23 protein-coding genes and 1 pseudogene are annotated in these 23,555 nt (G+C 71.3%); 17 read left to right on the top strand and 7 right to left on the bottom strand.

Annotated features, from left to right (window positions below; genetic code table 11):
* Positions 1-17: 17 nt before the first annotated feature.
* From BEK98_RS34295 to BEK98_RS34275, 5 genes are all read left to right on the top strand, one after another.
* On the top strand, positions 18-1,028 hold the full coding sequence (locus BEK98_RS34295; RefSeq protein WP_094220626.1) for an ABC transporter permease: 1,011 nt from the start codon (positions 18-20) through the stop codon (positions 1,026-1,028).
* A complete protein-coding gene (locus tag BEK98_RS34290; RefSeq protein WP_094220625.1) occupies positions 1,025-2,113 on the top strand; it encodes an ABC transporter ATP-binding protein in 1,089 nt (362 codons plus the stop codon). The genes BEK98_RS34295 and BEK98_RS34290 overlap by 4 nt, the downstream gene beginning before the upstream one ends.
* The gene (locus BEK98_RS34285) at positions 2,110-3,459 is read left to right on the top strand and encodes an ABC transporter ATP-binding protein (RefSeq protein ID WP_094220624.1); all 1,350 of its coding nucleotides are present in this window, start codon (positions 2,110-2,112) and stop codon (positions 3,457-3,459) included. The genes BEK98_RS34290 and BEK98_RS34285 overlap by 4 nt, the downstream gene beginning before the upstream one ends.
* Positions 3,460-3,558: 99 nt before the next feature.
* On the top strand, positions 3,559-4,950 hold the full coding sequence (locus tag BEK98_RS34280; RefSeq protein ID WP_094220623.1) for a M1 family metallopeptidase: 1,392 nt from the start codon (positions 3,559-3,561) through the stop codon (positions 4,948-4,950).
* 75 nt (positions 4,951-5,025) lie between these two features.
* A complete protein-coding gene (locus BEK98_RS34275; RefSeq protein WP_094220622.1) occupies positions 5,026-5,685 on the top strand; it encodes a trimeric intracellular cation channel family protein in 660 nt (219 codons plus the stop codon).
* Here BEK98_RS34275 and BEK98_RS34270 read toward each other — a convergent pair.
* Positions 5,594-6,871: an alpha/beta hydrolase gene (locus BEK98_RS34270; RefSeq protein ID WP_094220621.1), complete on the bottom strand. Its 1,278-nt coding sequence runs from the start codon at positions 6,869-6,871 to the stop codon at positions 5,594-5,596. The genes BEK98_RS34275 and BEK98_RS34270 overlap by 92 nt on opposite strands.
* Before the next feature lie 206 nt (positions 6,872-7,077).
* On the opposite strand from BEK98_RS34270, the gene BEK98_RS34265 reads away from it, so the two are divergent.
* Entirely contained in the window at positions 7,078-7,941 is an 864-nt protein-coding gene (locus BEK98_RS34265) for a thioesterase family protein (RefSeq protein WP_094220620.1), read from the top strand.
* Between the two features lie 14 nt (positions 7,942-7,955).
* Here the strand turns inward: BEK98_RS34265 and BEK98_RS34260 are convergent, their stop codons facing one another.
* Both BEK98_RS34260 and BEK98_RS50295 read right to left on the bottom strand, forming a co-directional pair.
* Positions 7,956-8,546 carry a TIGR03086 family metal-binding protein gene (locus tag BEK98_RS34260; protein WP_094220619.1) on the bottom strand — a complete coding sequence of 197 codons (591 nt, stop codon included), beginning with the start codon at positions 8,544-8,546 and terminating at the stop codon, positions 7,956-7,958.
* A gap of 92 nt (positions 8,547-8,638) precedes the next feature.
* Positions 8,639-9,042 (bottom strand): annotated as a pseudogene (locus BEK98_RS50295) (maleylpyruvate isomerase N-terminal domain-containing protein).
* A 133-nt stretch (positions 9,043-9,175) separates the two neighbouring features.
* Between BEK98_RS50295 and BEK98_RS34250 the strand changes: the two are divergent.
* Complete coding sequence (locus BEK98_RS34250) at positions 9,176-10,156, top strand: helix-turn-helix transcriptional regulator (RefSeq protein ID WP_094220618.1); 981 nt, start codon at positions 9,176-9,178, stop codon at positions 10,154-10,156.
* Between the two features lie 140 nt (positions 10,157-10,296).
* Positions 10,297-10,677, top strand: coding sequence for a hypothetical protein (locus tag BEK98_RS34245; protein WP_094220617.1), 381 nt, complete (start codon positions 10,297-10,299; stop codon positions 10,675-10,677).
* Positions 10,678-10,755: 78 nt separating this feature from the next.
* Here the strand turns inward: BEK98_RS34245 and BEK98_RS34240 are convergent, their stop codons facing one another.
* Positions 10,756-11,382 carry a TetR family transcriptional regulator gene (locus BEK98_RS34240; protein ID WP_094220616.1) on the bottom strand — a complete coding sequence of 209 codons (627 nt, stop codon included), beginning with the start codon at positions 11,380-11,382 and terminating at the stop codon, positions 10,756-10,758.
* A gap of 145 nt (positions 11,383-11,527) precedes the next feature.
* Here BEK98_RS34240 and BEK98_RS49190 point away from each other — a divergent pair, with 145 nt between their 5' ends.
* The 3 genes from BEK98_RS49190 to BEK98_RS34225 all read left to right on the top strand — a co-directional run bounded on the left by BEK98_RS49190 (position 11,528) and on the right by BEK98_RS34225 (position 13,334).
* Entirely contained in the window at positions 11,528-11,695 is a 168-nt protein-coding gene (locus BEK98_RS49190; protein ID WP_094220615.1) for a hypothetical protein, read from the top strand.
* Between the two features lie 32 nt (positions 11,696-11,727).
* Positions 11,728-12,006: a DUF4190 domain-containing protein gene (locus BEK98_RS34230; protein WP_094220614.1), complete on the top strand. Its 279-nt coding sequence runs from the start codon at positions 11,728-11,730 to the stop codon at positions 12,004-12,006.
* A gap of 158 nt (positions 12,007-12,164) precedes the next feature.
* Positions 12,165-13,334, top strand: coding sequence for a cysteine desulfurase family protein (locus BEK98_RS34225; protein ID WP_094220613.1), 1,170 nt, complete (start codon positions 12,165-12,167; stop codon positions 13,332-13,334).
* A gap of 65 nt (positions 13,335-13,399) precedes the next feature.
* On the opposite strand, the gene BEK98_RS34220 is transcribed toward BEK98_RS34225, so the two are convergent.
* Positions 13,400-14,083, bottom strand: a complete 684-nt coding sequence (locus BEK98_RS34220; RefSeq protein ID WP_094220612.1) for an N-acetylmuramoyl-L-alanine amidase — start codon at positions 14,081-14,083, stop codon at positions 13,400-13,402.
* 60 nt (positions 14,084-14,143) lie between these two features.
* On the opposite strand from BEK98_RS34220, the gene mnmA reads away from it, so the two are divergent.
* Positions 14,144-15,274 carry a tRNA 2-thiouridine(34) synthase MnmA gene (gene mnmA / locus BEK98_RS34215; RefSeq protein ID WP_094220611.1) on the top strand — a complete coding sequence of 377 codons (1,131 nt, stop codon included), beginning with the start codon at positions 14,144-14,146 and terminating at the stop codon, positions 15,272-15,274.
* 9 nt (positions 15,275-15,283) lie between these two features.
* Here the strand turns inward: mnmA and BEK98_RS34210 are convergent, their stop codons facing one another.
* Both BEK98_RS34210 and BEK98_RS34205 read right to left on the bottom strand, forming a co-directional pair.
* Positions 15,284-16,066 (bottom strand): alpha/beta fold hydrolase, encoded by a 783-nt coding sequence (locus BEK98_RS34210; protein ID WP_094220610.1) that lies wholly within the window; start codon positions 16,064-16,066, stop codon positions 15,284-15,286.
* Between the two features lie 37 nt (positions 16,067-16,103).
* Entirely contained in the window at positions 16,104-16,427 is a 324-nt protein-coding gene (locus BEK98_RS34205; protein ID WP_094220609.1) for a DUF427 domain-containing protein, read from the bottom strand.
* 51 nt (positions 16,428-16,478) lie between these two features.
* Between BEK98_RS34205 and BEK98_RS34200 the strand changes: the two genes are divergently transcribed.
* The 5 genes from BEK98_RS34200 to BEK98_RS34180 all read left to right on the top strand — a co-directional run bounded on the left by BEK98_RS34200 (position 16,479) and on the right by BEK98_RS34180 (position 23,542).
* Positions 16,479-17,018, top strand: coding sequence for an LOG family protein (locus tag BEK98_RS34200; protein WP_094220608.1), 540 nt, complete (start codon positions 16,479-16,481; stop codon positions 17,016-17,018).
* A gap of 7 nt (positions 17,019-17,025) precedes the next feature.
* Positions 17,026-17,724, top strand: coding sequence for an SDR family oxidoreductase (locus tag BEK98_RS34195; protein ID WP_094220607.1), 699 nt, complete (start codon positions 17,026-17,028; stop codon positions 17,722-17,724).
* Between the two features lie 99 nt (positions 17,725-17,823).
* A complete protein-coding gene (locus BEK98_RS34190; RefSeq protein WP_094220606.1) occupies positions 17,824-18,831 on the top strand; it encodes a methionine synthase in 1,008 nt (335 codons plus the stop codon).
* A gap of 15 nt (positions 18,832-18,846) precedes the next feature.
* A complete protein-coding gene (ligA, locus tag BEK98_RS34185; protein ID WP_094220605.1) occupies positions 18,847-21,042 on the top strand; it encodes an NAD-dependent DNA ligase LigA in 2,196 nt (731 codons plus the stop codon).
* 259 nt (positions 21,043-21,301) lie between these two features.
* Entirely contained in the window at positions 21,302-23,542 is a 2,241-nt protein-coding gene (locus tag BEK98_RS34180; protein ID WP_094220604.1) for a putative bifunctional diguanylate cyclase/phosphodiesterase, read from the top strand.
* The last annotated feature ends 13 nt before the right edge of the window (positions 23,543-23,555 follow it).

The following is a 23,555-nucleotide window of genomic DNA, read 5'->3' as shown; positions in this document are numbered from 1 at the left end:
CCCGGAGCCGGACAGCTGTGGCTGCGTACATCATCCGACGCGTCTTCGGCGCTTTGGTGCTGCTGCTGGTGGTCAGCGCAGTCACCTTCGCAATCTTCTTCCTGGTCCCCCGCCTGGGCGGCCAGACGGCTACCCAGCTGGCCACCCAGTACGTCGGCAAGGACGCCAACCCCGAGTCCATCGCCGCGATCAAGAAGAACCTGGGCTTCGACCAGCCCATCTACATCCAGTACTGGGATTACATCAAGGGCCTGTTCGTAGGCGCCGACTACAAATTCGGCCCCGACGCGACGCATTGCAGCGCTCCCTGCTTCGGGTACTCCTTCAAGAGTCACGTCGAGGTGTGGCCGCAGCTCACGCAGCGCATCCCGGTCTCCTTCTCGCTGGCCGTCGGCGCGGCCGTGATCTGGCTGATCTTCGGTGTGACCACCGGCGTCATCTCGGCGCTGCGCAAGGGCAAGCCCGTCGACCGCATCTCGATGTTCATCGCGCTCGCCGGCGTCTCGCTCCCGATCTTCTTCACCGGCCAGATCATCAACGTCCTGTTCATCTACCAGTGGCCCATCTGGGACAGCACCGACTACGTGCCCTTCACCCAGAACCCGGGTGAGTGGGCCTGGCACCTGTTCCTGCCCTGGGTCAGCCTCGCGTTCCTCTTCTCCGCCACCTACGCCCGGCTCACCCGGGCGGGCATGCTCGAGACGATGAGCGAGGACTACATCCGGACGGCCCGGGCCAAGGGTCTGCGGGAGAGCACGGTCGTCGTCAAGCACGGCCTGCGCGCCACCCTCACCCCGATCGTCACCATCTTCGGCATCGACTTCGGCACCCTCATCGGTACCGCGGTGCTGACCGAGACGGTCTTCTCGCTCCAGGGCATCGGTGCGTACTCGATCCAGGCCATCCGGGACAACGACCTGCCCATCGTGATGGCCGTGACCCTGGTCGCCGCCTTCTTCATCGTCTTCTCCAATCTGGTCGTCGACCTGGTGTACGCAGCCATCGACCCCCGCGTGAGGTACTCGTGAGCAAGCTCGAAAAGGCGGCACTGGGCGAACCGGCCACGGACGTCGCCGCCCCTTCCGACGCCCAAGACGCGTTCCTCTCCGTTCGCGATCTGCGCATCCACTTCAACACCGACGACGGTCTGGTCAAGTCGGTGGACGGCGTCAGCTTCGACGTGCGGCGCGGCCAGACCCTGGGCATCGTGGGCGAGTCGGGCTCCGGCAAGTCCGTGACGTCCCTCGGTGTCATGGGCCTGCACCGCGCGGCGAACGCCACGGTCTCCGGCGAGGTGTGGCTGGACGGCCAGGAGCTGATCGGTGCAGACCCGGACGAGGTGCGCCGGCTGCGTGGCCGCAAGATGGCGATGATCTTCCAGGACCCGCTGTCCGCGATGCACCCGTACTACAAGGTCGGGACCCAGATCGTCGAGGCCTACCGGGTCCACAACAAGGTCAGCAAGAAGGTGGCCCGCACGCGCGCCATCGAGATGCTCGACCGGGTCGGCATCCCCGAGCCCGCCAAGCGCATCGACGGCTACCCGCACGAGTTCTCCGGCGGTATGCGCCAGCGCGCCATGATCGCGATGGCGCTGGTCAACAACCCCGAACTGCTCATCGCGGACGAGCCGACCACCGCCCTCGACGTCACCGTCCAGGCACAGATCCTCGACCTGATCCGGGACCTGCAGAAGGAGTTCGGCTCCGCGGTCATCATGATCACGCACGATCTCGGCGTGGTCGCCGAGATCGCCGACGACGTCCTGGTGATGTACGGCGGCCGGTGCGTGGAGCGCGGACCGGTCGGGGAGATCTTCGACCAGCCGCAGCACCCGTACACCTGGGGCCTGCTCGGCTCGATGCCGCGCATCGACCGCGACACGGCCGACCGGCTCATCCCGGTCAAGGGCTCGCCGCCGAGCCTCATCAACGTCCCCTCGGGCTGTGCCTTCCACCCGCGCTGCCCGTACGCGGACCTGCCCAAGGGGAACGTCACCCGCACGGTGCGTCCCGAGCTGGAGCAGGTGGAGGGCGGCCACTGGTCCGCCTGCCACCTCTCGGCGGAGGACCGTACGCGGATCTGGACCGAAGAGATTGCGCCGAAGCTGTGAGTGAGACGAACAAGACAGACGCCGTCGAGGACGCCGCCGGGAAGGCCGCGATCCCGCAGCAGGCGTCGGCTCCCGAGGGCGGCTCCGCCGAGCGTGAGGTGCTGCTCAGGGTCACGGGCCTGACGAAGCACTTCCCGATCAAGAAGGGCCTCCTGCAGCGCCAGGTCGGCGCCGTGAAGGCGGTCGACGGCATCGACTTCGAGGTGCGCAAGGGCGAAACCCTGGGCGTCGTCGGCGAGTCGGGCTGCGGCAAGTCGACCATGGGCCGGGTCATCACCCGGCTCCAGGACCCGACCAGCGGCACGATCGAGTTCGAGGGCCGGGACATCACGCGGCTGAGCACCGGGAAGATGCGCCCGATGCGCCGCGACGTCCAGATGATCTTCCAGGACCCGTACGGCTCCCTGAACCCCCGGCACACCATCGGCTCGATCGTCTCGGCGCCGTTCCGGCTCCAGGGCGTGGAGCCCGAGGGCGGGGTGAAGAAGGAGGTCCAGCGGCTCCTGGAGCTGGTCGGCCTCAACCCCGAGCACTACAACCGCTATCCGCACGAGTTCTCCGGCGGTCAGCGCCAGCGCATCGGCATCGCCCGCGCGCTCGCCCTGAAGCCGAAGCTGGTCGTCGCGGACGAGCCGGTGTCCGCGCTGGACGTGTCGATCCAGGCCCAGGTCGTCAACCTCATGGACGACCTCCAGGAGGAGCTGGGCCTGACGTACGTGATCATCGCGCACGACCTGTCCGTCGTCCGGCACGTCTCGGACCGGATCGCGGTGATGTACCTCGGCAAGATCGTCGAGCTGGCCGACCGCAACTCGCTGTACGAGGCGCCGATGCACCCGTACACCAAGGCGCTGATGTCGGCCGTGCCGGTGCCCGACCCGAAGCGGCGGGGCACCAAGAGCGAGCGCATCCTGCTGCGCGGTGACGTCCCGTCGCCGATCGCGCCGCCCTCCGGCTGCCGTTTCCACACCCGGTGCTGGAAGGCGACGGAGATCTGCAAGACGACCGAACCGCAGCTGCTGGAGCTGAAGCCCGGTCAGCGGGTCGCCTGCCACCACCCGGAGAACTTCGCCGACCAGGCCCCGCAGGACACGGTCCTGCTCACGGCGGCGAAGGAGGCCTCCGAGCTGGTCGGTGAAGCGGTCCTGGAGGAGTCGGCGGAGACGTCGGCGGCGGTGGCCGCCGAGGTCGCGGCGGCGGAGCCGGCCGAGGCGGCTGAGGAGGCGTCGGTCGAGGCCGAGGTGTCCGAGGCGGAGCTCGAGACTGCCGAGGAACCCGAGTCGGAGGAGCCGGAGGCCACCGCCGAGGCCCCCGAGACCGACTCCCAGGAGTCAACCGACAAGTAGCACATGACAACTGGGCAAAGTCATGTACATGCATGAACGGGAGAGTGCAGAGTCGTCCGTGTCCGTCCACCGACCGGTACACGATCGAAAGGGACGACCATGGCACTCTCCCGTTCGGCACGCTTAGGGACCCTCGCCACCGCGGCGGCCTCCTTCCTCGTCATCGCTGCCGCCCCCGCCCCCACCGCGGGCGCACCCGGCATCGGCGACCCCTACTTCCCGCAGCTCGGCAACGGCGGCTTCGACGCCCGCCACTACGCCCTCGACATCGCCTACGACCCGGACTCCGGCCGCCTGGACGGCCGTACGACCCTCACCGCGCGCGCCACCCAGAACCTCTCCTCCTTCGACCTCGACCTGCAGCAGCTGGAGATCACGAGGGTCGAAGTCGACGGCAGACGCGCCCAGTTCACGCGGGACGGCGACGAGGTCACGGTCACTCCGCGCCGAGCCCTCGCCAAGGGCCGGGACTTCACCGTGACCGTCACCTACGGCGGCATACCCGAGCCCCTCGGCGGCCCCATCGTCTTCGGCTCGAAGTACGGCTGGATGAAGACCGCCGACGGCGTCTTCGTCGCCTGTGAGCCCAACGCCGCCTCCACCTGGTTCCCGTCCAGCGACCACCCCGCCGACAAGGCCACCTACGACATCCGGATCAAGGCGCCCAAGGGCCTGACCGGCGTCTCCAACGGCCGGCTCGTGTCGACGTACGACCGGGGCGACGCGACGTACACGCACTGGCGCGAGAACAGGCCCATGGCCACCTATCTCGCCACCGCCACCATCGGGAAGTTCGACGTGCGGACCGGCCGCACCCCGGGCGGCACCCCGATCTACGTCGCCATCGACCCCGTACTGAAGAACAGCAACAACGTCGACGTGTACGCCGTCACGGCCGCCGCCACCGACTACTGGTCGCAGGTCTTCGGGCCGTACCCCTTCGAGGAGACCGGCGCGATCGTCGACGACATGCCCGAGGCCGGGTTCTCGCTGGAGGTGCAGAGCAAGCCCGCCTACTCGGCCGTGCGCAACGAGACGACCATCGTGCACGAGCTGGCCCACCAGTGGTTCGGCGACTCGGTGAGCGTGGCGCAGTGGAAGGACATCTGGCTCAACGAGGGCTTCGCCACCTACGCCCAGTGGCTGTGGGCGGAGCACCAGGGCACCCGCTCGGCCCACGACTCCTTCCTCGCCGCCTACAACGCCCGCCCCGCCGACGCGGCCTTCTGGCAGATCAAGGTGGCCGACCCGCAGCGGGACACGATGTTCGCCTCCGCCGTCTACCAGCGCGGCGCGATGACCCTCCAGGCACTGCGGGAACGGATCGGCGACCAGGCGTTCTTCAAGCTGCTGCCCACCTGGACCCGGCTCCACCGGTACGGCAACGCGGACACGGCCGACTTCGTCCGCCTCGCCGAGCGGATCAGCGGGCAGCAGCTCGACGACCTCTTCGACACCTGGCTGTTCACGACAGGGAAGCCGAGCCTCTAGGCCTGATCGGCCCGGTCCGGCCTGGCTGGCCTGGCTTTGTAAGGTTCACGCCCCTTGACGGGTGAGAATGTCAGGGTGCAGCTCCAGCAACTCTTCAGTCCCTCCGTCCAGCACACGCTCGATGTCATCGGCATCTTCGTGTTCGCGATCTCCGGCGCGCTGCTGGCCGTCCGGAAGAACTTCGACGTGTTCGGCATCGCCGTGCTCGCCGAGGTCACCGCGCTGGGCGGAGGGCTGTTCCGCGACGTGATCATCGGGGCCGTACCCCCGGCCGCCTTCACGGACCTCGGGTACTTCTTCACCCCGCTGTTCGCCGCGCTCGTGGTCTTCTTCCTGCATCCGCACGTGGAGCGCATCCAGTCGGCGGTCCTCGTCTTCGACGCGGCCGGCCTCGGCCTGTTCTCTGTCAGTGGGACGACGAAGGCGTACTCCTACGGCCTCAACCTGACCGCGTCCGCGACCCTGGGTCTCGCCACCGCGGTCGGCGGCGGTGTGCTCAGGGACGTGCTCGCCAACGAGGTTCCCTCGCTGCTGCGCTGGGACCGCGACCTGTACGCGGTCCCGGCGATCGTCGGCGCCACCATGGTGGTGCTGTGCATCCACTACGACGTCCTGACGTCGTTCACCAGCGGACTCGCGGTCGTCACCGCTTTCGTCCTGCGCCTGCTGGCGATGAGGTTCCACTGGCGAGCGCCGCGCGCGTGGAACCGCCGGTCGACGGTGTCAGAGGAGTAGAGCCGGCGGACCCGGTGAGGGACCCGTTGGACCCGGTGAGGGACCGGTCCGCGCCCCTGGCGTGGTTCTGGCCCATCTGCAGGGTCAGCCAGCGGAACACCGTGGTGACCTGCGGCCGCCACAGCGCCATGGTGTGCCCGCCCGCGCTGCGCGGCAGGAACACCACGTGCACGGTCGTCGGCGCCTTGGCGATGGACTCCAGCGCCACGCCCGCCTGGTAGCCGTCGCCGGACTCGCCGGAGAAGTACAGCGCGATCCGGGGCGGTACGGCCGCCTTCTTGAGAAGCAGGTAAGGATTGTTCTCGGCACGCAGGGTGGGGTTCTGGGCGGCGAGGGAATTGCGCTCGCCGATCGGGTCGTTGTAGCCGGACATGCTCACCGCGGCCCGGTACCGGTCCGGGTGCGCCACGGCCAGCTTGACCGCGCAGTGCGCGCCGGCCGAGTACCCGGCCACCGCCCAGCCCTGCGGGGCCGGCTGGGCCCGGAAGTTGTCCATGACCATCTTCGGCACGTCGATGCTGAGCCAGGTGTCGGCGTTGACCTGGCCCGGGATGTTGGCGCAGCCGGTGTCCACGCCGGCCAGCAGGTTGGTGCGCGGGGCGACCAGGATGAAGGGCGCCACCTGGCCGCTCTTCATCAGCGGCAGCAGCTGCTCGTGCGCCTTCATCGACCCGAACCAGGCCTTCGCCGAGCCGGGGTAGCCCGGCAGCAGTTCCACGACCGGGAACTTCTTGTTGCGGTAGGCCGGGTCGTTGTACTGCGGCGGCAGCCAGACGTAGACCTCGGCGTTCACACCGGAGACCCGGCCCTTGAGCTGGGTGACGCGTACCCCGCCGGCCGCGTGCATGCCGGGTCCGTCGGCCGGCCCGAAGTTCTGCTTGACCTTGGGCAACCGTTTCAGCGCTATGCCGCCGGTGCCGTCGCGGCCGAGGTCGGCGGCCTGCTGGACGTGGTTGCCGGTGCCGAACAGGTCGGCCCAGTTGTCGTACAGGTTGTTCTGGTTGTTGACCAGTACGAAGACCAGCGTGACGGCCGTGCCCTGGGCGAACAGCAGCATCAGCACCCGGGCTGCGACGCGCAGGGGCTTGGGCCCCCGCATCCTCGACCACAGGACGAGCGGCAATATGACGGCGACCACGGAGAGCACGATGGTCGTGTAGAGGAACGGAGTCCCGGTGAGGCTCATGCCCCCATAGAGGGGAAACAGGGGCCCGGGGTTGTGGACGTGTCGGGACACTTACCTAGAAATTGCCGGAACCTCACCCGGCAGGGGGGCCTCGGCACCTGGCAGGGGGGCCTCGGCCCATCCTGTCATCCGCCCGGCGGGATCATGTCATCTGCCCGCAACATCCAAAGCTACCGCTTAGTAATTTCCTGTTGTACCGTTCAGGCATGCCAGAAGCAGCTTCCGCACCCTCCCCGTCGCGGGCCGTGATCGGCGACAGCGAGTTCGACCGCGACACGGCGGTCACCCGGCGCGAGCCCGGGGTCTACGACATCGACCTCTCCGCCGGCTGGACCATCATCAACGCCGTCAACGGCGGCTATCTGCTGGCCGTGCTCGGCCGGGCCCTCGCGGACACCCTGCCGCACCCGGACCCGTTCACCATCTCCGCGCACTACCTGACCGCGTCCCAGCCGGGCCCGGCGGTCGTCCGCACCGAGCCGGTCCGCACCGGCCGCACCCTCTCCACCGGCCAGGCCTCGCTCTTCCAGTACGACGACGAGGGCAACGAGGTCGAACGCATCCGCGTCCTCGCCTCCTACGGCGACCTCACCACCCTCCCCGACGACGTCCGTACGACGGCGACCCCGCCCCCGATCCCCCCGCTGGAGCAGTGCTTCGGCCCGGACGACTCGCCCGCCCCGATCCCGGGCAGCTCGGCCATCACCGACCGGCTGATGCTCAAGCTGGACCCCGCCACCCTCGGCTGGGCGCTCGGCGCACCCTCCGGCAAGGGGGAGATGCGGGCCTGGTTCGGCCTCGCCGACGGCCGCGACGCCGACCCGCTCTCCCTCCTCCTCGCGGTGGACGCCCTTCCGCCCACCGCCTTCGAGATCGGCCTCAAGGGCTGGGTGCCCACGGTCGAACTCACCGTCCACGTCCGCCACCGCCCGGCCCCCGGCCCGCTGCGCGTGTCGATCACCACGCGCAACCTGGCCGGCGGCTTCCTGGAGGAGGACGCGGAGGTCTGGGACAGCGAGGACCGTCTGGTCGCCCAGTCCCGCCAGCTCGCCCGAGCCCGGCTCGCCTGACCGGAGCGCGCCCGTCAGCCCCGGTCGAGGGGGCGGCGGCCCATCCAGGCCGCCAGCTGCTCGTAGACGCCCGCTCCTTCGGGTGCCTGGTGGCGGGTGTCGAAGGGTGTGTTCTCGTCGCGGGGGCGGGAGTCGGGCAGTACCTGGCGGGCGGTGCTGAGGGCGAACTCGGCCAGTTCCGGGTCGAGTTCCTCGCGGTGGCCGAGAGCCTCGGCGAGGTCCCAGGTGTGGGTGACGATCTCCATGACGTAGCCGGAGAGTGCCGCGTGGCCGGGGACCTCGCCCCAGGGCACGCGCACCGGGCTCGCCATCCGCTCGTCGGCCCCCCAGGCCTTCAGGACGCGGACGCGCACCTCGTCGTAGGCGGCCGCCCAGCCGTCGTCCGCGACGCCCTCGGCGGAGGGGTGGATCGCGAGTCCGTCACCGCCCTCGCCGACCACGGCGATCCGCCGGGTGCCGCCGACGATGTGGCTCAGCAGGGCCCGTACGTCGAACTCGGTACAGGGCGTGGGGCCGTCGAGCTGTTCCGGGCGCACCGTCTTGATGAGCGCGGCCGCCTGCTCGGTGGCGCGGGTGTAGACGGGACGCGGGTCGATGGTGTTCATGGGGTGCCTCTCTGTGGGTCGGTGCAGTGAGGCTCCCTCGATAACCTGACAGTTTCCGTCAGGATTTCGGCTCGGTGTTCCACCTGCTCGGGTCAGGCTCGGCCGAGCGGCCTGCGGCCGAGCCAGGCGGCCAGTCGCTCGTAGCTGTCGGCACCTTCGGCTGCCGGCAGCTCCGGTTCGAAGGGGCGTCCGTCGCGCGGTCCCTCGGGCAGCGCCTCGTGCGCGGCGGCGAGGGAGAACTCGGCCAGCTCCGGGTCGAGTGGGAGCGGTGGCCTACAGGGCGGCCCGCCCCGGAATCTCGCGCCACGGCACGCGCACCGGTGACGTCATCCGGTCGTCGCTCTCCCAGGCCATCAGCGATGTGGCTCAGCAGGGTGCGCACGTCGAACTCGGTGCAGGGCGTGGGACCGGTCAGCTGCTCGGGCCGTACGGTCCGGATGAGCGCGGCCGCCTGTGCGGTGGCCCGGGTGTACAGGGGGCGGGGATCGGGGGTCATGGTGGCCTCTCTTCGGGGCGGGGCGGGGCGGTGGGGGTCGGTCCGGGTCGGTGTCGGGGTGAGGTTTCCCCGGACGACCCGTCGCCGTCGTCGTCGATTGCTCCGGCCACCCGCTCGGCGGGATCCTGTCGGCGTGAAGTCCGACCGGCTGCTGTCGATCCTGCTGCTCCTGCAGACCCGGGGCCGTGTCCCCGCACACGAACTCGCCGACCGGCTGGAGGTGTCGGTCCGCACCATCTACCGGGACATCGAGGCGCTGTCGGCGTCCGGCGTCCCCGTGTACGCCGAGCGCGGCCGGCACGGCGGCATCGAACTCCTCGCCGGATTCCGCACGGACGTCACCGGCCTCACCGCCGACGAGTCCCGCGCCCTGTTCATCCTGGCCGCCCAGGGCGCCCACGCCGCACTCGGCCTGGACGCGGCGCTCGGCTCGGCCCTGCGCAAGGTGATGGCGGCCCTGCCGGCACCGCACCGGCCCGCCGCCGAGGTCACCAGCCGCCGCATCCTGGTCGACGCCACCCGCTGGCGCACCGGCCCGCAACAGGCCGTCGACCTGGAGGTGCTCCAGGACGCGGTCTTCCTCGACCGGCGGCTGAGGCTGCGCTACCGGCACAGCGGGGAGCGCGAGCCGCGGACGTACACCGTGGACCCCTACGGCCTGGTCGCCAAGGCCGGGGTCTGGTACCTGGTCGCCGACCGGCGCGGCGCGCCCCGGCTGTTCCGCGCCGACCGGGTGCGCTCGGCACGCCTGCTGGACGATCCGGTGCGGCGCCGGGCCGGTGTCGAACTCGCCGACGTCTGGGAGGTGTTGCGCCGCCAGGTGGAGGAGCGGCCGGAGGACGGGATCGACGTCACGGTACGGATCCGGCGCGAGCGTCTCGACATGTTCCAGCGCATGGCCGCCGCGCAGCTGACCGAACTCCCCGACGACGACGGCGAGAGCGAGTGGGTCACCGCCCGGCTGTCGTACCCGGTGCTGCGCGCCGTGCGCCAACTGCTCGCGTTCTCCGACCAGGTGCAGATACTCGACCCGCCCGAGGCGCGCGCGGAGCTGCTGCGGGCGGTCGGTTCTGTCACGGCCTTGTACCAGGGGGACGCCCCGAGCGGCGGGTGAAAGTCCAGGTGAGCGGCGGTACTTGGGGTGCGCTTTACCCGATCGACAGGCGAGGCACAGGGCGTGCCCAAGAACGCCCTAACCGCCGTTGGTTGAGTGCCCGCCTCAGGATTCCCTCATCTTCCGCGGAGCTGACTCCCATGAAGCGTGCACGCCTCGTCCCCGCCGTCGCCCTCCTGGCGCTGTCCCCGCTGCTGCTCACCGCGTGCGGTTCGGGCGACTCGTCCTCCTCGACCAGCGGCACCTCCGGCCAGCAGGCCTGCCAGGCGCCGTCCGGCATGCCGACCGGCGGCACGGGCCGCCGGCCCAGCGGGGCACCGTCCGGCGTGCCTTCGGGCGCCTCCACCGTCAAGCCGACCGGGTCGCCGTCGGCCCGGCCGAGCGGTGCGCCCTCGGGCATGCCGAGCGGCGCGCCCGGCGGCGGGCAGGGCGGTCCCGGTGGTGGGCAGGGTGGTGGCTGCGGTGGTCCGGGCGGTGGGCAGTCCGGTGGGCAGGCCGGGGGACAGGCCCAGCAGGGCTGATCTGTACGGCCGTACGACGGCAGGGGTGGTGCGCTCGGTGGGACGGGCGTGCCGCCCCTGCGCGTGTGCCGCGGCCGGTCAGTCCAGCCAGTGCCGGCGGCCGATGCTGATGAGCCGCATCTGCCGGGTGGCGATCTGGGAGACGCGCTCCCGCTCGTCCTCGGATCCCTCCAGCGTCTCCAGGAAGAGCGAGGCGGTGATGAGCATCTGGTCGACGTAGAGGTGCGCGAGCATCAGCAGGTCGTCGTCGCTCCAGCCCTCGGCCTGCGGGTCCTTGGCCAGCTCGGCCTTCACCTCCTCGGCGAACCGGGCCAGTTGGGACTGGATGGCCTCGCGCACGGGCTGGACCCCGCCGTGCCGCTCGCGGGCGATGAAACGGACGTGGGCGGGATGGCTGTCCACGTGGTGCGCGATCAACTCGATCGCGCGCGTGATGCGCTCCTCGCTGTCGCCCGCCGTGGACACCGTCGTCCGCACCATCGGGTGCAGGCTGCCGAGAGCCTCGTCGACCAGGGCGACACCGAGGTCGGCGGTGGAGCGGAAGTGCCGGTAGAAGGCGGTCGGGGCGACACCGACGGCGCGGGTGACCTCGCGCAGACCGAGGCTGCTCAGGCTCTGCTCCTCCAGCAGCGCGAGCGCCGCGTCCAGGAAAGCCTGCCGGGTCTTCTGCTTCTGGGCCTGCCGGATGCCGAGGGTGTGACTCATGTCATCCAGTTAACAACTGTTCTCTGGAATTGGAAAGCCGCGGGACGCGCTAGACTCGAAGTCAGTGAACAAGTGTTACTACAACTGTTCACCGAAACTTCACAGGGGTCAAACCCAAGGCATCTCGGAGGGGGGATCTGATCCCATGCTGTTCCTCGTTGTCGCACTCATGCTGTTCGGCGTCGTGCTGGGCACCGTCGCTCACGTACCGCTGACCGTCACCGTCGCCGGTGCCGCTGTCATCGCCGCCTGGCTCGCCGTCTTCGCGATCCGCGAGCGCCACGGCCGCCGTAGCGGCGCCTCGGCCAACTGACCTTCCGGAACGACTTCCAGGAGCTGAGCACCATGCAACTCACCGCACCGGCCACCGGCCGCACCGACACCCGCTCGCAGGCGCGGGACGCCGACGGAATGGCCGTGGCGTCCTTCATCCTCGGCCTGCTCGGCCTGCTCGTCCTCAACATCTTCCTCGGCCCGATCGCCATCGCCCTGGCCGCCGTGGCCCTCTGGCGCGGCACGTCCCGGCGCGGTCGCGCCTACCTCGGCCTGACCCTGGGCGTGGCGGACCTGGCGGTCCTGGCGATCGCGATGGAGATGTCCCACACGGTTTCGTGGAGCCTGTGACCAACAGCCGAGAGCCCCGAGGACGACGGGGCACGGCTGTACTGCCGCCACCGCCGGGCGCGCCGCCACCAGCCCCAGCCGCGGCACAGGCGAGGCGCACGACCGTACCCAACCTCGCAGCAAGGTCGATGAACAGGGCGCCGTAGAATCGGCTCACCATGGCTTACCTCGACCACGCCGCCACGACCCCGATGCTCCCCGAGGCGGCAGAGGCCCTGACCGCCGAGCTGAGCATCACCGGCAACGCGTCCTCCCTGCACGCCTCCGGCCGCCGGGCCCGCCGCACGGTCGAGGAGTCCCGCGAAACCCTTGCCGAGGCACTGGGCGCCCGCCCCAGCGAGGTCGTCCTCACCTCGGGCGGCACCGAGGCCGACAACCTCGCGGTGAAGGGCCTGTACTGGTCCCGCCGCGACGCCGACCCGGCCCGCACCCGCGTCCTGGCCAGCCCCGTCGAGCACCACGCCGTACTCGACGCGGTGCACTGGCTCGGTGAACACGAGGGCGCCACCGTCGAATACCTCCCCGTCGACTCCCACGGCCGGGTCCACCCCGAGGCGCTGCGCGAGGCCATCGCCCGCAACCCCGACGACGTCGCCCTGGCCACCGTGATGTGGGCCAACAACGAGATCGGCACTGTCATGCCGGTCCGCGAACTCGCCGACGTCGCGGGCGAGTTCGGCGTCCCCCTGCACGCCGACGCGGTCCAGGCCTTCGGTCAGCTCCCGGTCGACTTCGGCACCTCCGGCCTCGCCGCGATGACGGTGTCGGCCCACAAGATCGGTGGCCCCTACGGCATCGGCGCGCTGCTCCTCGGCCGCGAGTACACCCCCGTACCCGTCCTGCACGGCGGTGGCCAGGAGCGCCACGTCCGCTCCGGCACCCTCGACGTCCCCGCCGTCGCCTCCTTCGCGGTGGCCGCCCGCGTGGCCGCCGAGCAGCGGGAGTGGTTCGGCCGCGAGATCGGCGCCCTGCGGGACCGGCTGGTCGACGCCGTCCGCACGGCGGTGCCGGACGCCATCCTCGGCGGCGACCCGGCACCCGAGGGCCGGCTCCCGGCCAACGCCCACTTCACCTTCCCCGGCTGCGAGGGCGACTCCCTGCTGCTCCTGCTGGACGCCCAGGGCATCGAGTGCTCCACCGGCTCCGCCTGCACCGCGGGCGTCGCCCAGCCCAGCCACGTCCTGCTCGCCACCGGCACCGACCCGGACCTGGCCCGCGGCACCCTGCGCTTCTCCCTCGGCCACACCTCCACGGACGCGGACGTCGAGGCCCTCGCGAAGGCGATCGGTCCGGCGGTGGAGCGGGCCCGGGCGGCGGGGCTGACGTAAGGCCTGTGTGCGGGGCCGACGCAAGGCCTGTGTGCCGGGCCGGCGTAGGCCCGGTGGGGCGTGCTTCAGGCCCGCGCCCGCCGCACCAGCCCCAGATAGCGCTCCCAGTCCCAGTGGCGCCCGGGGTCCGTGTGGTCCGTCCCCGGCACCTCCACGTGCCCGATGACGTGCTCCCGGTCGACGGGTATGCCGTAGCGCCCGCATATCGCGGCCGTCAGCCGCGCCGAGGCCGTGTACATCGCGTCCGTGAAGGAGGAGGGGTCCTCCACGAAGCCCTCGTGCTCGATGCCGACGCTGCGCTCGTTGTACTCCCGGTTGCCCGCGTGGAAGGCCACGTCCAGCTCGCGGATCAACTGGGTGATCCGGCCGTCCTTGCGCACGATGTAGTGCGCCGCGGCGCCGTGCGCGGGGTCCTGGAAGACCTTCACCGCCGACGCGTACCCGCCCTGGGTGACATGGATGACCACCCGGTCGATCCGGTAGTCGTCCGGCCGGTCCGCCCGCCGGTAGTTCGCCGGTGAGGCCGCCACCCAGCGCGCGCCCCGGAAGTCGACGGCCCCGGCCACCCGCGGCTTCTCCACCCCGGGCAGCCGCCACCACAGACGGGACAGCTCGTCGCGGGCCAGCACGGCCGTGCCCACGGCGGCCGCGGCCCCGCCGATGAGCAGGGCCCGCCGCCCCAGCCGCCGGTCCCCGTCCTTCGCCGCCGCCTCGGTCGTCGCCCCGTTCGTCCCACTCGTCGCCCCCATGTGATCGTCAACGGATATCCGGCGGCCCCGGTTCCCGCGCCCCCGTACTCTGGAAGGGCTATGACTGACACCCCGCAGCGCCCCCGCCCTCTCCGCGTCCTCGCCGCCATGTCCGGCGGGGTCGATTCCGCCGTCGCCGCCGCGCGGGCCGCGGAAGCCGGCCATGACGTCACCGGCGTCCATCTCGCGCTCTCCGCGAACCCCCAGTCCTTCCGCACCGGCGCGCGGGGCTGTTGCACCATCGAGGACTCGCGCGACGCCCGCCGCGCCGCCGACGTCATCGGCATCCCGTTCTATGTGTGGGACCTCGCCGACCGCTTCCGCGAGGACGTCGTCGAGGACTTCATCGCCGAGTACGAGGCCGGCCGCACCCCGAACCCCTGCCTGCGCTGCAACGAGAAGATCAAGTTCGCCGCGCTGCTGGACAAGGCGCTGGCCCTCGGCTTCGACGCCGTCTGCACCGGTCACTACGCGAAGGTGATCGTGGGAGAGGACGGCTCCCGCGAGCTGCACCGCGCCTCCGACATGGCCAAGGACCAGTCGTACGTGCTCGGGGTCCTGGACGACAAGCAGCTCGCCCACGCGATGTTCCCGCTCGGCGACACGGTCACCACCAAGGAGGAGATCCGCGCGGAGGCCGAGCGCCGGGGCCTGGCGGTCGCCAAGAAGCCCGACTCGCACGACATCTGCTTCATCGCCGACGGCGACACGCAGGGCTTCCTGGCCTCCCGCCTGGGCAAGGCGGAGGGCGACATCGTCGACGAGTCCGGCGCCACGGTGGGCACGCACGAGGGCGCGTACGGCTTCACCATCGGCCAGCGCAAGGGGCTGCGCATCGGGACCCCGGCCGCCGACGGCAAGCCTCGCTACGTCCTCGACATCTCCCCGGTGACCAACACCGTGACGGTCGGCCCGGCCGCCGCCCTGGACGTCACCGCGCTGACGGCGATCAGGCCCCGCTGGTGCGGCAGCGCCCCGTCCGGCCCCGGCACCTACACCGCCCAGCTGCGCGCCCACGGCGGCGAGACCGAGGTCACCGCGGAACTGGTCGACGGCGAACTGCGCGTCAGCTTCACCGAGCCGGTCCGCGGCGTAGCCCCGGGCCAGGCGATCGTGCTGTACGACGACACGCGCGTGGTCGGCTCGGCCACGATCGCGTCGACCACGCGCGCGGCCGCAGCGGCGGTGTGACCGGCCCGCTCAGCGGGTGAGGAAGTCGGCCAGCACCGGGCCGAGGACCTCCGGTTCCACCATGTGGGTCTGACCCGCCAGCTCGCGGTACGTGCCCTCGGGTACCGCTTCCGCGAGCGCGCGGTTCGCCCCGAGCATCCACTCGGGGCTCGCCCCGCCCGCGGCCACGAGGACGGGCACGGAGATCGCGGCCAGCCGTGCGCGCGGCAGCAGGCCGTCGCCCATGACCGCGTCGTCGTACGCCAGGCTCGGCGCGACGGCCTCCATGCCGGCCCACATCGGCGACTGGCGGGCCCCCTGGATCATCTCCTCGCCGAGGCCCGTCAGCCGCAGGAACAGCTCCACGGCGTCCCCGCGCCGCCCCTCCGCGAGCGTCTTGTTCAGCTGCTCCTTGTACGCGGCCTCCCGCTCGGCACCGCCCGCCAGGAAGTCCGCGAACGGCACCTCGTACACGGCCGCCCGGTGAACCGGCAGGCCGCTCGCTGCCGCCTCCAGCACCAGCGCACCGCCCGAGGAGACCCCGAACAGCGCGGTCGCACCGCCCACCGCCTCGATCAGCGCGGCCAGGTCCTCGACCTCGCGCTCCACCGCGTACGGCTCGGTGTCACCGCTCTCGCCGCGGCCCCGGCGGTCGTAGACGACGGCCGTGCAGCGGTCCGCGAGCCGGTGCGCCAGGGGCGTCACGGTGCCGCCGGTGGACATCGCGCCGCTCACCAGGATCACCGTCGGCCCCTGGCCGATCACTCCGTACGCGAGGGAGGTGCCGTCGCGGGAAGTCGTCATCTTGTCCATGCCGGTGCAGACTGCCGTACGGCATGGAATTCAGCGGTCACGACACGTCGGCCTCGTAGAAGCAGTAGTGGTCCCTGATCTGGGCCACGTCCGGCTTCGGGTCCGGGTACGCCCAGACCAGGTCGGGCGCGTCCGGCAGCGACCAGTAGGACGCGGTGCCCTTGAAGGGGCAGACGGTGTGGGTGTCGGAGGGCGTGAGCAGGTCCAGGCGGACGTCCTCGGCGGGTATGTAGTACCGCACGGGCGAGCCCGTCTCGCGCAGTACGAGGGGACGGTCGGTCTCCGCGAGCACCTGGTCGCCGTGCACCACGCGCACGTGCTGCTCGCCCTGTTCGATGGTGATCGTGTGTCCTGAGGTCATGTAGGAACAGCGCGCGCGGGTCCGTACTTCTTCCCGCGTACGGTGGGGGACATGAACATCTGCGTCTTCCTCTCCGCGGCCGATCTCGACGAGCGTTACACGCGCCCCGCGCGCGAGTTCGCGGAACTGCTCGGCAAGGGCGGGCACACCCTGGTCTGGGGCGGCTCCGACGTCGGTCTGATGAAGGTGGTCGCCGACGGGGTGCACGAGGCCGGCGGCAGGCTGCTCGGCGTCTCGGTCGAGTTCCTGTCGGCGAAGGTTCGGCCCGGCACCGACGAGATGGTCATCGCGGCCGACCTCGCCGAACGCAAGAGGCTGCTCCTGGAGAAGGCCGACGCTGTGGTGATCATGGTGGGCGGCACCGGAACGCTCGACGAGGCCACCGAGATCCTCGAACTCAAGAAGCACGGCCACACCGAGAAGCCGGTCGTGCTGCTGAACACGGCCGGCTTCTACGACGGCCTGCGCGAACAGTTCCGCCGCATGGAGGAGGAGGGCTTCCTGCCCCGCCCGCTGTCCGACCTGGTGTTCTTCGCCGAGGAGCCGGCGGCCGCACTGGCCTACCTGGAGGAGTCGTACGGCGCGCGGTGATGCGAGCATGGCGGGCATGGCTACTCATGTGATCACCGGGGCCGGTTCCGGCATCGGCGCGGCCGTCGCCCGCCGTCTGCACGCGCGCGGGGACGAAGTCGTCCTGCACGCGCGCGACGCGGGCCGCGCGAAGGAGCTGGCCGCCGAGTTCCCCGGGGCGCGCACCCTGGTGGGCGACCTGGCCGACCCCGACAAGCTCTCCTGGGCCTTCTCCCACCAGTCGCTCCCGGACCGGGTCGACTCGCTGCTGCACATCGCCGGAGTGGTGGACCTCGGCGAGGTCGGCGAGCTGACCCCCAAGTCCTGGCGTCACCAGCTCAACGTCAACCTGATCGCCCCCGCCGAGCTGACCCGGCACTTCCTTCCCCAGCTCCGCGCCGCCCGCGGCCATGTGATCTTCGTCAACTCCGGTGCCGGACTCAACGCCCACGCCGGCTGGTCCGCGTACGCCGCCTCCAAGCACGGTCTGAAGGCCCTCGCCGACTCCCTGCGCCACGAGGAGCACGGCAACGGCGTCCGCGTCACCTCCGTCTACCCCGGCCGCACGGCCAGCCCCATGCAGGCCAAGGTCCACCAGCAGGAGGGCAAGGACTACGACCCCGCCCAGTGGATCGACCCCGAGTCGGTGGCGACGACGATCCTGATGTCCCTGGACCTCCCGAGCGACGCGGAGGTCAACGACCTGACGGTGCGACCGGGGCGGTGAACGTGTTGCCCCCGCTTGTCTGCCGACCGAGTCGGGTGGTGGGCATAGGCGGGGGTCCAGGGGGCGGAGCCCCCTGGTGCGTCGGCATACCCTGCCGAGGTGAGTGAGAACAGCGAGTTCAGGTTCCCGGGCGCCACCGGTGTCGGCTCCCTGCCCGGCGGGGACGCCCGGGAGGCCGCCAAGACCGCCACCGGCAGCTTCGAGGACTTCCCGTTTCTGCCCGAGCTGCCCGCCCGCGGCCCCGGCGCCGACATGATCGGCCGTACCGCCGGAATGCTCGTCGAGATGTACGCGCGCGTGGAGCCCAGCGGCTGGCGCATCGGCGACCGGCCCGGCCGCGACACCAAGCGGGCCCGGTCCTGGCTGGGCGAGGACCTCGACGCCCTGGAGGAGTTCACCCAGGGGTACGAGGGCGACCTCAAGGTGCAGGCGGTCGGGCCGTGGACGCTGGCCGCCGCCCTGGAGCTGAGGAACGGCGAGTCCGCCCTGTCGGACCCCGGCGCCTGCCGCGACCTCGCCGGCTCGCTGGCGGAGGGCCTGCGGCTGCACCTCGCCGAGGTACGGCGCCGCATCCCGGGTGCCCGGCTCGTCCTCCAGCTCGACGAGCCCTCCCTCACCGCCGTACTGCGCGGACAGGTCCGCACCGCCAGCGGCTACCGCACGCACCGGGCCGTGGACCGGCAGATCGTGGAGGCGACCCTGAGGGACGTCATCGGCGTGCACGGCGACGAACCCGTCGTGGTCCACTCCTGCGCGCCCGACGTCCCGTTCGCCCTGCTGCGCAGGGCCGGCGCGGCCGCCCTCTCCTTCGACTTCTCGCTCCTCACCGAACGTGACGACGACGCCATCGGCGAGGCCGTGGAAGGCGGCACCCGGCTGTTCGCAGGTGTCGTGCCGGGCACGGACGGCCCATTGTCAGACCCTGCCGGTAGCGTCATGGGTGTCAGGACGCTGTGGCGCAGGCTGGGGCTGCATCCGGGGCTGCTCGCGGAGGCGGTCACGGTCACCCCGGTATGCGGTCTCGCGGGCGCTTCCCCCGCCTACGCACGCCAGGTGCTCGCCCACTGCGTCCAGGCGGCGAGATCACTCGCGGACAACCCAGAGTAACGGGAGGACAACACGGTGGCCGGCGACAAGCAAGCGGAGACGACGGCGGTGCCCGCCGAGGCCCGCGAGAAGCACGCCCAGCTCGCGGAGCAGGTCGAGGAGCACCGCTTCCGGTACTACGTGAAGGACGCTCCCGTCATCAGCGACGCGGAGTTCGACAAGCTCCTGAAGACTCTGGAGGCGCTGGAGGAGCGGTATCCGGAGCTGCGCACCCCGGACTCGCCGACCCAGAAGGTCGCGGGGTCGTACGCGACGGAGTTCACGGCGGTCGAGCACCGCGAGCGGATGATGTCCCTGGACAACACCTTCAACGACGACGAGCTGGCCGCCTGGGCCGACCGCATCGCGCGCGAGCTGGGCGAGCAGGAGTACCACTTCCTGTGCGAGCTGAAGGTGGACGGCCTCGCCGTCAACCTCACCTACGAACACGGCCGCCTCACGCGCGCGGCCACCCGCGGCGACGGCCGCACCGGCGAGGACATCACCCCGAACGTCCGGACGATCACGGAGATCCCGGACCGCCTCCAGGGCGACGAGGTCCCCGACCTCGTGGAGATCCGCGGCGAGGTCTACTTCCCGATGGAGAAGTTCGAGGAGCTGAACGCCCGTCTGGTCGCGGCCGGCGACAAGCCCTTCGCCAACCCCCGTAACGCCGCGGCCGGTTCGCTGCGCCAGAAGGACCCGCGGGTGACCGCCACCCGTCCGCTGCACATGGTCGTCCACGGCATCGGAGCCCTGGAGGGCTTCACGGGCATGACCCGCCTCTCCCAGGCCTACGACCTGCTGAAGGCCTGGGGCCTGCCCACCTCCCGGCACAACCGGGTGGTCGACGACCTCGACGGCGTCCGCGCGTTCATCGCCCACTACGGCGAGAACCGCCACTCCGTGGAGCACGAGATCGACGGCGTCGTCGTCAAGGTGGACGAGATCCGCCTGCAGGGCCGTCTCGGCTCCACCGCGCGCGCCCCGCGCTGGGCGATCGCGTACAAGTACGCGCCGGAAGAGGTCAACACCAAGCTGATCGATATCAAGGTGGGCGTCGGCCGCACCGGCCGCGTCACGCCGTACGCGCAGGTCGAGCCGGTCACGGTCGCGGGCAGCGAGGTCGAGTTCGCCACCCTGCACAACCAGGAGGTCGTCAAGGCCAAGGGCGTGCTCATCGGCGACACCGTGGTGATCCGCAAGGCCGGTGACGTCATCCCGGAGATCCTCGGCCCGGTGGTCGACCTGCGGGACGGCGCCGAGCGGGAGTTCGTGATGCCGAGCGAGTGCCCCGAGTGCGGGACGCCGCTGCGGCCCATGAAGGAGGGCGACATCGACCTCCGCTGCCCCAACGCGCGTACCTGCCCGGCCCAGTTGCGCGAGCGTGTCTCCTACCTCGCCGGTCGTGAGTGCCTGGACATCGAGCACTTCGGCCAGGTGGCCGCCGCCGCGCTGACCCGCCCGCTGGAGCCGGCCGACCCGCCGCTGGTGGACGAGGGCGACCTGTTCGACCTGACGGTGGAGAAGCTGCTGCCCATCAAGGCCTATGTCCTCGACGCGGACAGCGGCCTGCCCAAGCGGGATCCCAAGACGGGCGAGGAGAAGGTCGTCACGGTCTTCGCCAACCAGAAGGGCGAGCCGAAGAAGAACACCCTCGCGCTGCTGGAGAACATCGAGGCGGCCAAGTCCCGTCCGCTCGCCCGCTTCCTGAACGGGCTCTCCATCCGGCATGTCGGGCCGGTGGCGGCGGCGGCACTGGCCCGTGCCTTCGGTTCGATCGAACTGATCGAGGCGGCCACCGAGGAGGAGCTGAAGGACACCGACGGCGTCGGCGAGATCGTGGCCGCCGCCCTCAAGGAGTGGTTCGCCGAGGACTGGCACCGCGAGATCGTCCGCAAGTGGAAGGCGGCCGGGGTTCCGCTGGAGGACGAGTCCTCCGGCGAGGACGAGGGGCCGCGCCCGCTGGAGGGTCTCACCGTCGTCGTGACCGGCACGCTGGAGAACTTCACCCGGGACGGCGCCAAGGAGGCGCTGCAGAGCCGCGGCGCGAAGGTGACCGGTTCGGTGTCGAAGAAGACCTCGTTCGTGGTCGTGGGTGAGAACCCGGGATCGAAGTACGACAAGGCCATGCAGCTCAAGGTTCCGGTTCTGAACGAGGACGGTTTCGGCGTCCTGTTGGAGCAGGGCCCCGAGGCGGCGGTGGAAGTCGCACTTCCGACCGGGGAGTAGCGGTTGAAGGCCACCCGTTCGGCGCATATCAGTTGCATACGGGTGGCCCGGGCGCATTCGGGCAACCGTCGACGACCGCTGCCCGAGGAAGCCTTCTGCGGCCTACTGTTGAGGTGTGCGCCTGCCGTGCCCAACTGCGGTTGGGGCATCCCCCTGCCCGCCGAGGGCGCGGGGAAGGTTTCTTCAACGCGGAGCCGCTGATGGTTGTCGGGCATCGGGCCGCGTGGCGTGGGCACCGCCGGCTGTGAGAGGGACGGGAATGGAACCGACCGAGAGCGCCGCCCCGGACTCACGGCTGCGCCTGCGCCGCCGCGCGGGCGCGTGGCGGGGGATCCGGTGGACCGGGTGGGGCGCCGAGCGCACGGGCACCCCGGCGCGCCCTGCCGGACCGGGCGCCGCGACCGAGGCACACACACCGATCCCGCTGGCCATCGAGCCCGCCCCCGTGCTGCCCGGCACCGACCCCGAACGGCACCTGTCCTGGCCCGCGCTGCCCGCGGGCCTCGTGGCAGCCGCCGGGTTCGCCCTGGGCGCGGGCTTCTACCGCGCCTTCAGCGGCAACCACGCGCTCTTCCCGGGCGGCACGCTCGGCTGGTCGCTGGCCGTGCTCACCGGCACCATCGTCGGCCACCTCGTGATGCTCGGCCGCGCCCGCTGGTGGGGCGGCACCGGCTCCGGCGCGGCCCTCACCCTCGCCGTCCTGCTCCTGTACGGCTGGGTGCCCGCCGGGATGGTCAGCCTCACCGTCGTCGTCCTGGTGGGCATAGCCAGGCGGCACCGCTGGCGGCAGGGCGTGCTGCACGGCGCGGTGGACATCCTCGGGATCAGCGCCGGCGCCCTGGTGCTCGGCTCCTTCGGGCGCGTGCCGACCGTCGAGGCCCCCTGGAGTCCCGACAGCTGGAGCGCCACCACCGCACCCGAGGTGGTGCTCGTCGCCGCCGCCTATCTCGCGGTCAGCCGCGGCCTGCTGTGGTACCTGCACGCGCCGCGTGGTGGCGGACTGCCCACCGTCGCCCGTACCGCCCTGGTCAGACAGGGTCTGGTCGCCGTCGCGCTGCTCGGCATCGCCCCGCTGGTGTGCGTGGTCGCCGACGCCCAGCCGGTCCTGCTCCCGCTCTTCGCCATTCCGCTGATAGCTCTCGACTCCACGCTGTGGATGGCCCGGGCCCGCGCCGAGGAGCAGCTGCGCGACCCGCTCACCGGACTGCCCAACCGGCAGTGGCTGCAGGAGCGGATATGGACCGCCCTCGACGATGCCGAGCGCATCGGCGCTCGCGCCGCCCTCATGCTGATCGACCTCGATCGTTTCCGGTCGGTGAACGACACCCTCGGTCATCTCGCCGGTGACCGGCTGCTGCTGCAGATAGCCGAACGGCTCCGGATCGCCCTGCCGCGCGGCGCGGAGGCCGCCCGGCTCGGCGGCGACGAGTTCGCCGTCTTACTGCCGGTCGCCGACTCCACCACGTCGGCCACGCGCATCGCCCGCGGCCTCGTCGCCGCCCTCAGCTCCCCGCTCGACCTCGACGGGCTCACCCTCGTCCTGGAGGCCAGCGCCGGCGTCGCCGTCTTCCCGGACCACGCGCTGGACGCCGAGGGGCTGCTGCGGCGGGCCGATGTGGCGATGTACCAGGCGAAGCGGGACCGTACGGGCGTCGAGGTCTACGAGTCCAAGCGGGACTCCAACACCCCCGACCGGCTGGGCCTGCTCGGCGATCTGCGCCGGGCGCTGGACGCGCACGAGGTGCAGCTGCACTACCAGCCGAAGGTCCGCTTCGACGGACAGGTCGCCGGCCTGGAGGCGCTGGTGCGGTGGGTGCATCCCGAGCGCGGGAAGGTGCCGCCGGACGAGTTCATAGCGATCGCCGAGTCCTCGGGGCTGATGCCCCATCTGACGGAGTACGTGCTGGAGACCGCGCTCGCCCAGGTCGCCCGGTGGCGGGCCCAGGGGCTGCGGGTGCCGGTGGCCGTGAACGTCTCCCCGCGCGACGTCCACACGCCCGGCTTCGCGGGCTCCGTCGCCGCCCGGCTGGCCCGGCACGGGGTCCCCGCGGGGGCGCTCCAGCTGGAGATAACCGAGCATGTGCTGCTGGAGGACCCGCAGCGGGCCGCCGACACCCTCGCCGGGCTCACCGGGCACGGCGTGAAGATGTCCCTGGACGACTTCGGCACCGGGTACTCCTCGCTGGTGCACCTGCGGCGGCTGCCGGTGAGCGAGCTGAAGATCGACCGGTCCTTCGTGGCCCGGCTGGCCGTGGACACCGAGGACGCGGAGATCGTGCGCTGCACGGTCGACCTGGCGCACTCGCTGGGGCTGCTGGTCGTCGCCGAGGGGGTGGAGGACGACGAGACCTGGGAGCGGCTGCGGGATCTCGGGTGTGACGCCGTGCAGGGGTGGCTGGTCGCCGCGGCGATGCCGCCGGAGGAGACGACGGCGTGGCTGCTGGCGCGGGGGTCTCGTGGCTGGCAGCGACCGCGGGCCGCTCTGCCGGCTGCCGAGTAACTTTTCCTGCCCC

Source organism: Streptomyces diastatochromogenes (genome assembly GCF_002242805.1).
In the GTDB taxonomy this organism is placed as follows: Bacteria; Actinomycetota; Actinomycetes; order Streptomycetales; family Streptomycetaceae; genus Streptomyces; species Streptomyces diastatochromogenes.
Note: the sequence above shows the minus strand (reverse complement) of the source record. Positions and strands in the feature narration are given on the sequence as shown.

Coding starts and splice junctions, on each gene's coding strand:
- BEK98_RS34280 (WP_094220623.1), top strand. CDS start 3,559: ATGGCACTCTCCCGTTCGGCACGCTTAGGGACCCTCGCCACCGCGGCG.
- BEK98_RS34270 (WP_094220621.1), bottom strand. CDS start 6,871: ATGAGCCTCACCGGGACTCCGTTCCTCTACACGACCATCGTGCTCTCC.
- BEK98_RS34265 (WP_094220620.1), top strand. CDS start 7,078: ATGCCAGAAGCAGCTTCCGCACCCTCCCCGTCGCGGGCCGTGATCGGC.
- BEK98_RS34260 (WP_094220619.1), bottom strand. CDS start 8,546: ATGAACACCATCGACCCGCGTCCCGTCTACACCCGCGCCACCGAGCAG.
- BEK98_RS34245 (WP_094220617.1), top strand. CDS start 10,297: ATGAAGCGTGCACGCCTCGTCCCCGCCGTCGCCCTCCTGGCGCTGTCC.
- BEK98_RS34240 (WP_094220616.1), bottom strand. CDS start 11,382: ATGAGTCACACCCTCGGCATCCGGCAGGCCCAGAAGCAGAAGACCCGG.
- BEK98_RS49190 (WP_094220615.1), top strand. CDS start 11,528: ATGCTGTTCCTCGTTGTCGCACTCATGCTGTTCGGCGTCGTGCTGGGC.
- BEK98_RS34230 (WP_094220614.1), top strand. CDS start 11,728: ATGCAACTCACCGCACCGGCCACCGGCCGCACCGACACCCGCTCGCAG.
- BEK98_RS34225 (WP_094220613.1), top strand. CDS start 12,165: ATGGCTTACCTCGACCACGCCGCCACGACCCCGATGCTCCCCGAGGCG.
- BEK98_RS34220 (WP_094220612.1), bottom strand. CDS start 14,083: ATGGGGGCGACGAGTGGGACGAACGGGGCGACGACCGAGGCGGCGGCG.
- mnmA (WP_094220611.1), top strand. CDS start 14,144: ATGACTGACACCCCGCAGCGCCCCCGCCCTCTCCGCGTCCTCGCCGCC.
- BEK98_RS34210 (WP_094220610.1), bottom strand. CDS start 16,066: ATGGACAAGATGACGACTTCCCGCGACGGCACCTCCCTCGCGTACGGA.
- BEK98_RS34205 (WP_094220609.1), bottom strand. CDS start 16,427: ATGACCTCAGGACACACGATCACCATCGAACAGGGCGAGCAGCACGTG.
- BEK98_RS34200 (WP_094220608.1), top strand. CDS start 16,479: ATGAACATCTGCGTCTTCCTCTCCGCGGCCGATCTCGACGAGCGTTAC.
- BEK98_RS34195 (WP_094220607.1), top strand. CDS start 17,026: ATGGCGGGCATGGCTACTCATGTGATCACCGGGGCCGGTTCCGGCATC.
- BEK98_RS34180 (WP_094220604.1), top strand. CDS start 21,302: ATGGAACCGACCGAGAGCGCCGCCCCGGACTCACGGCTGCGCCTGCGC.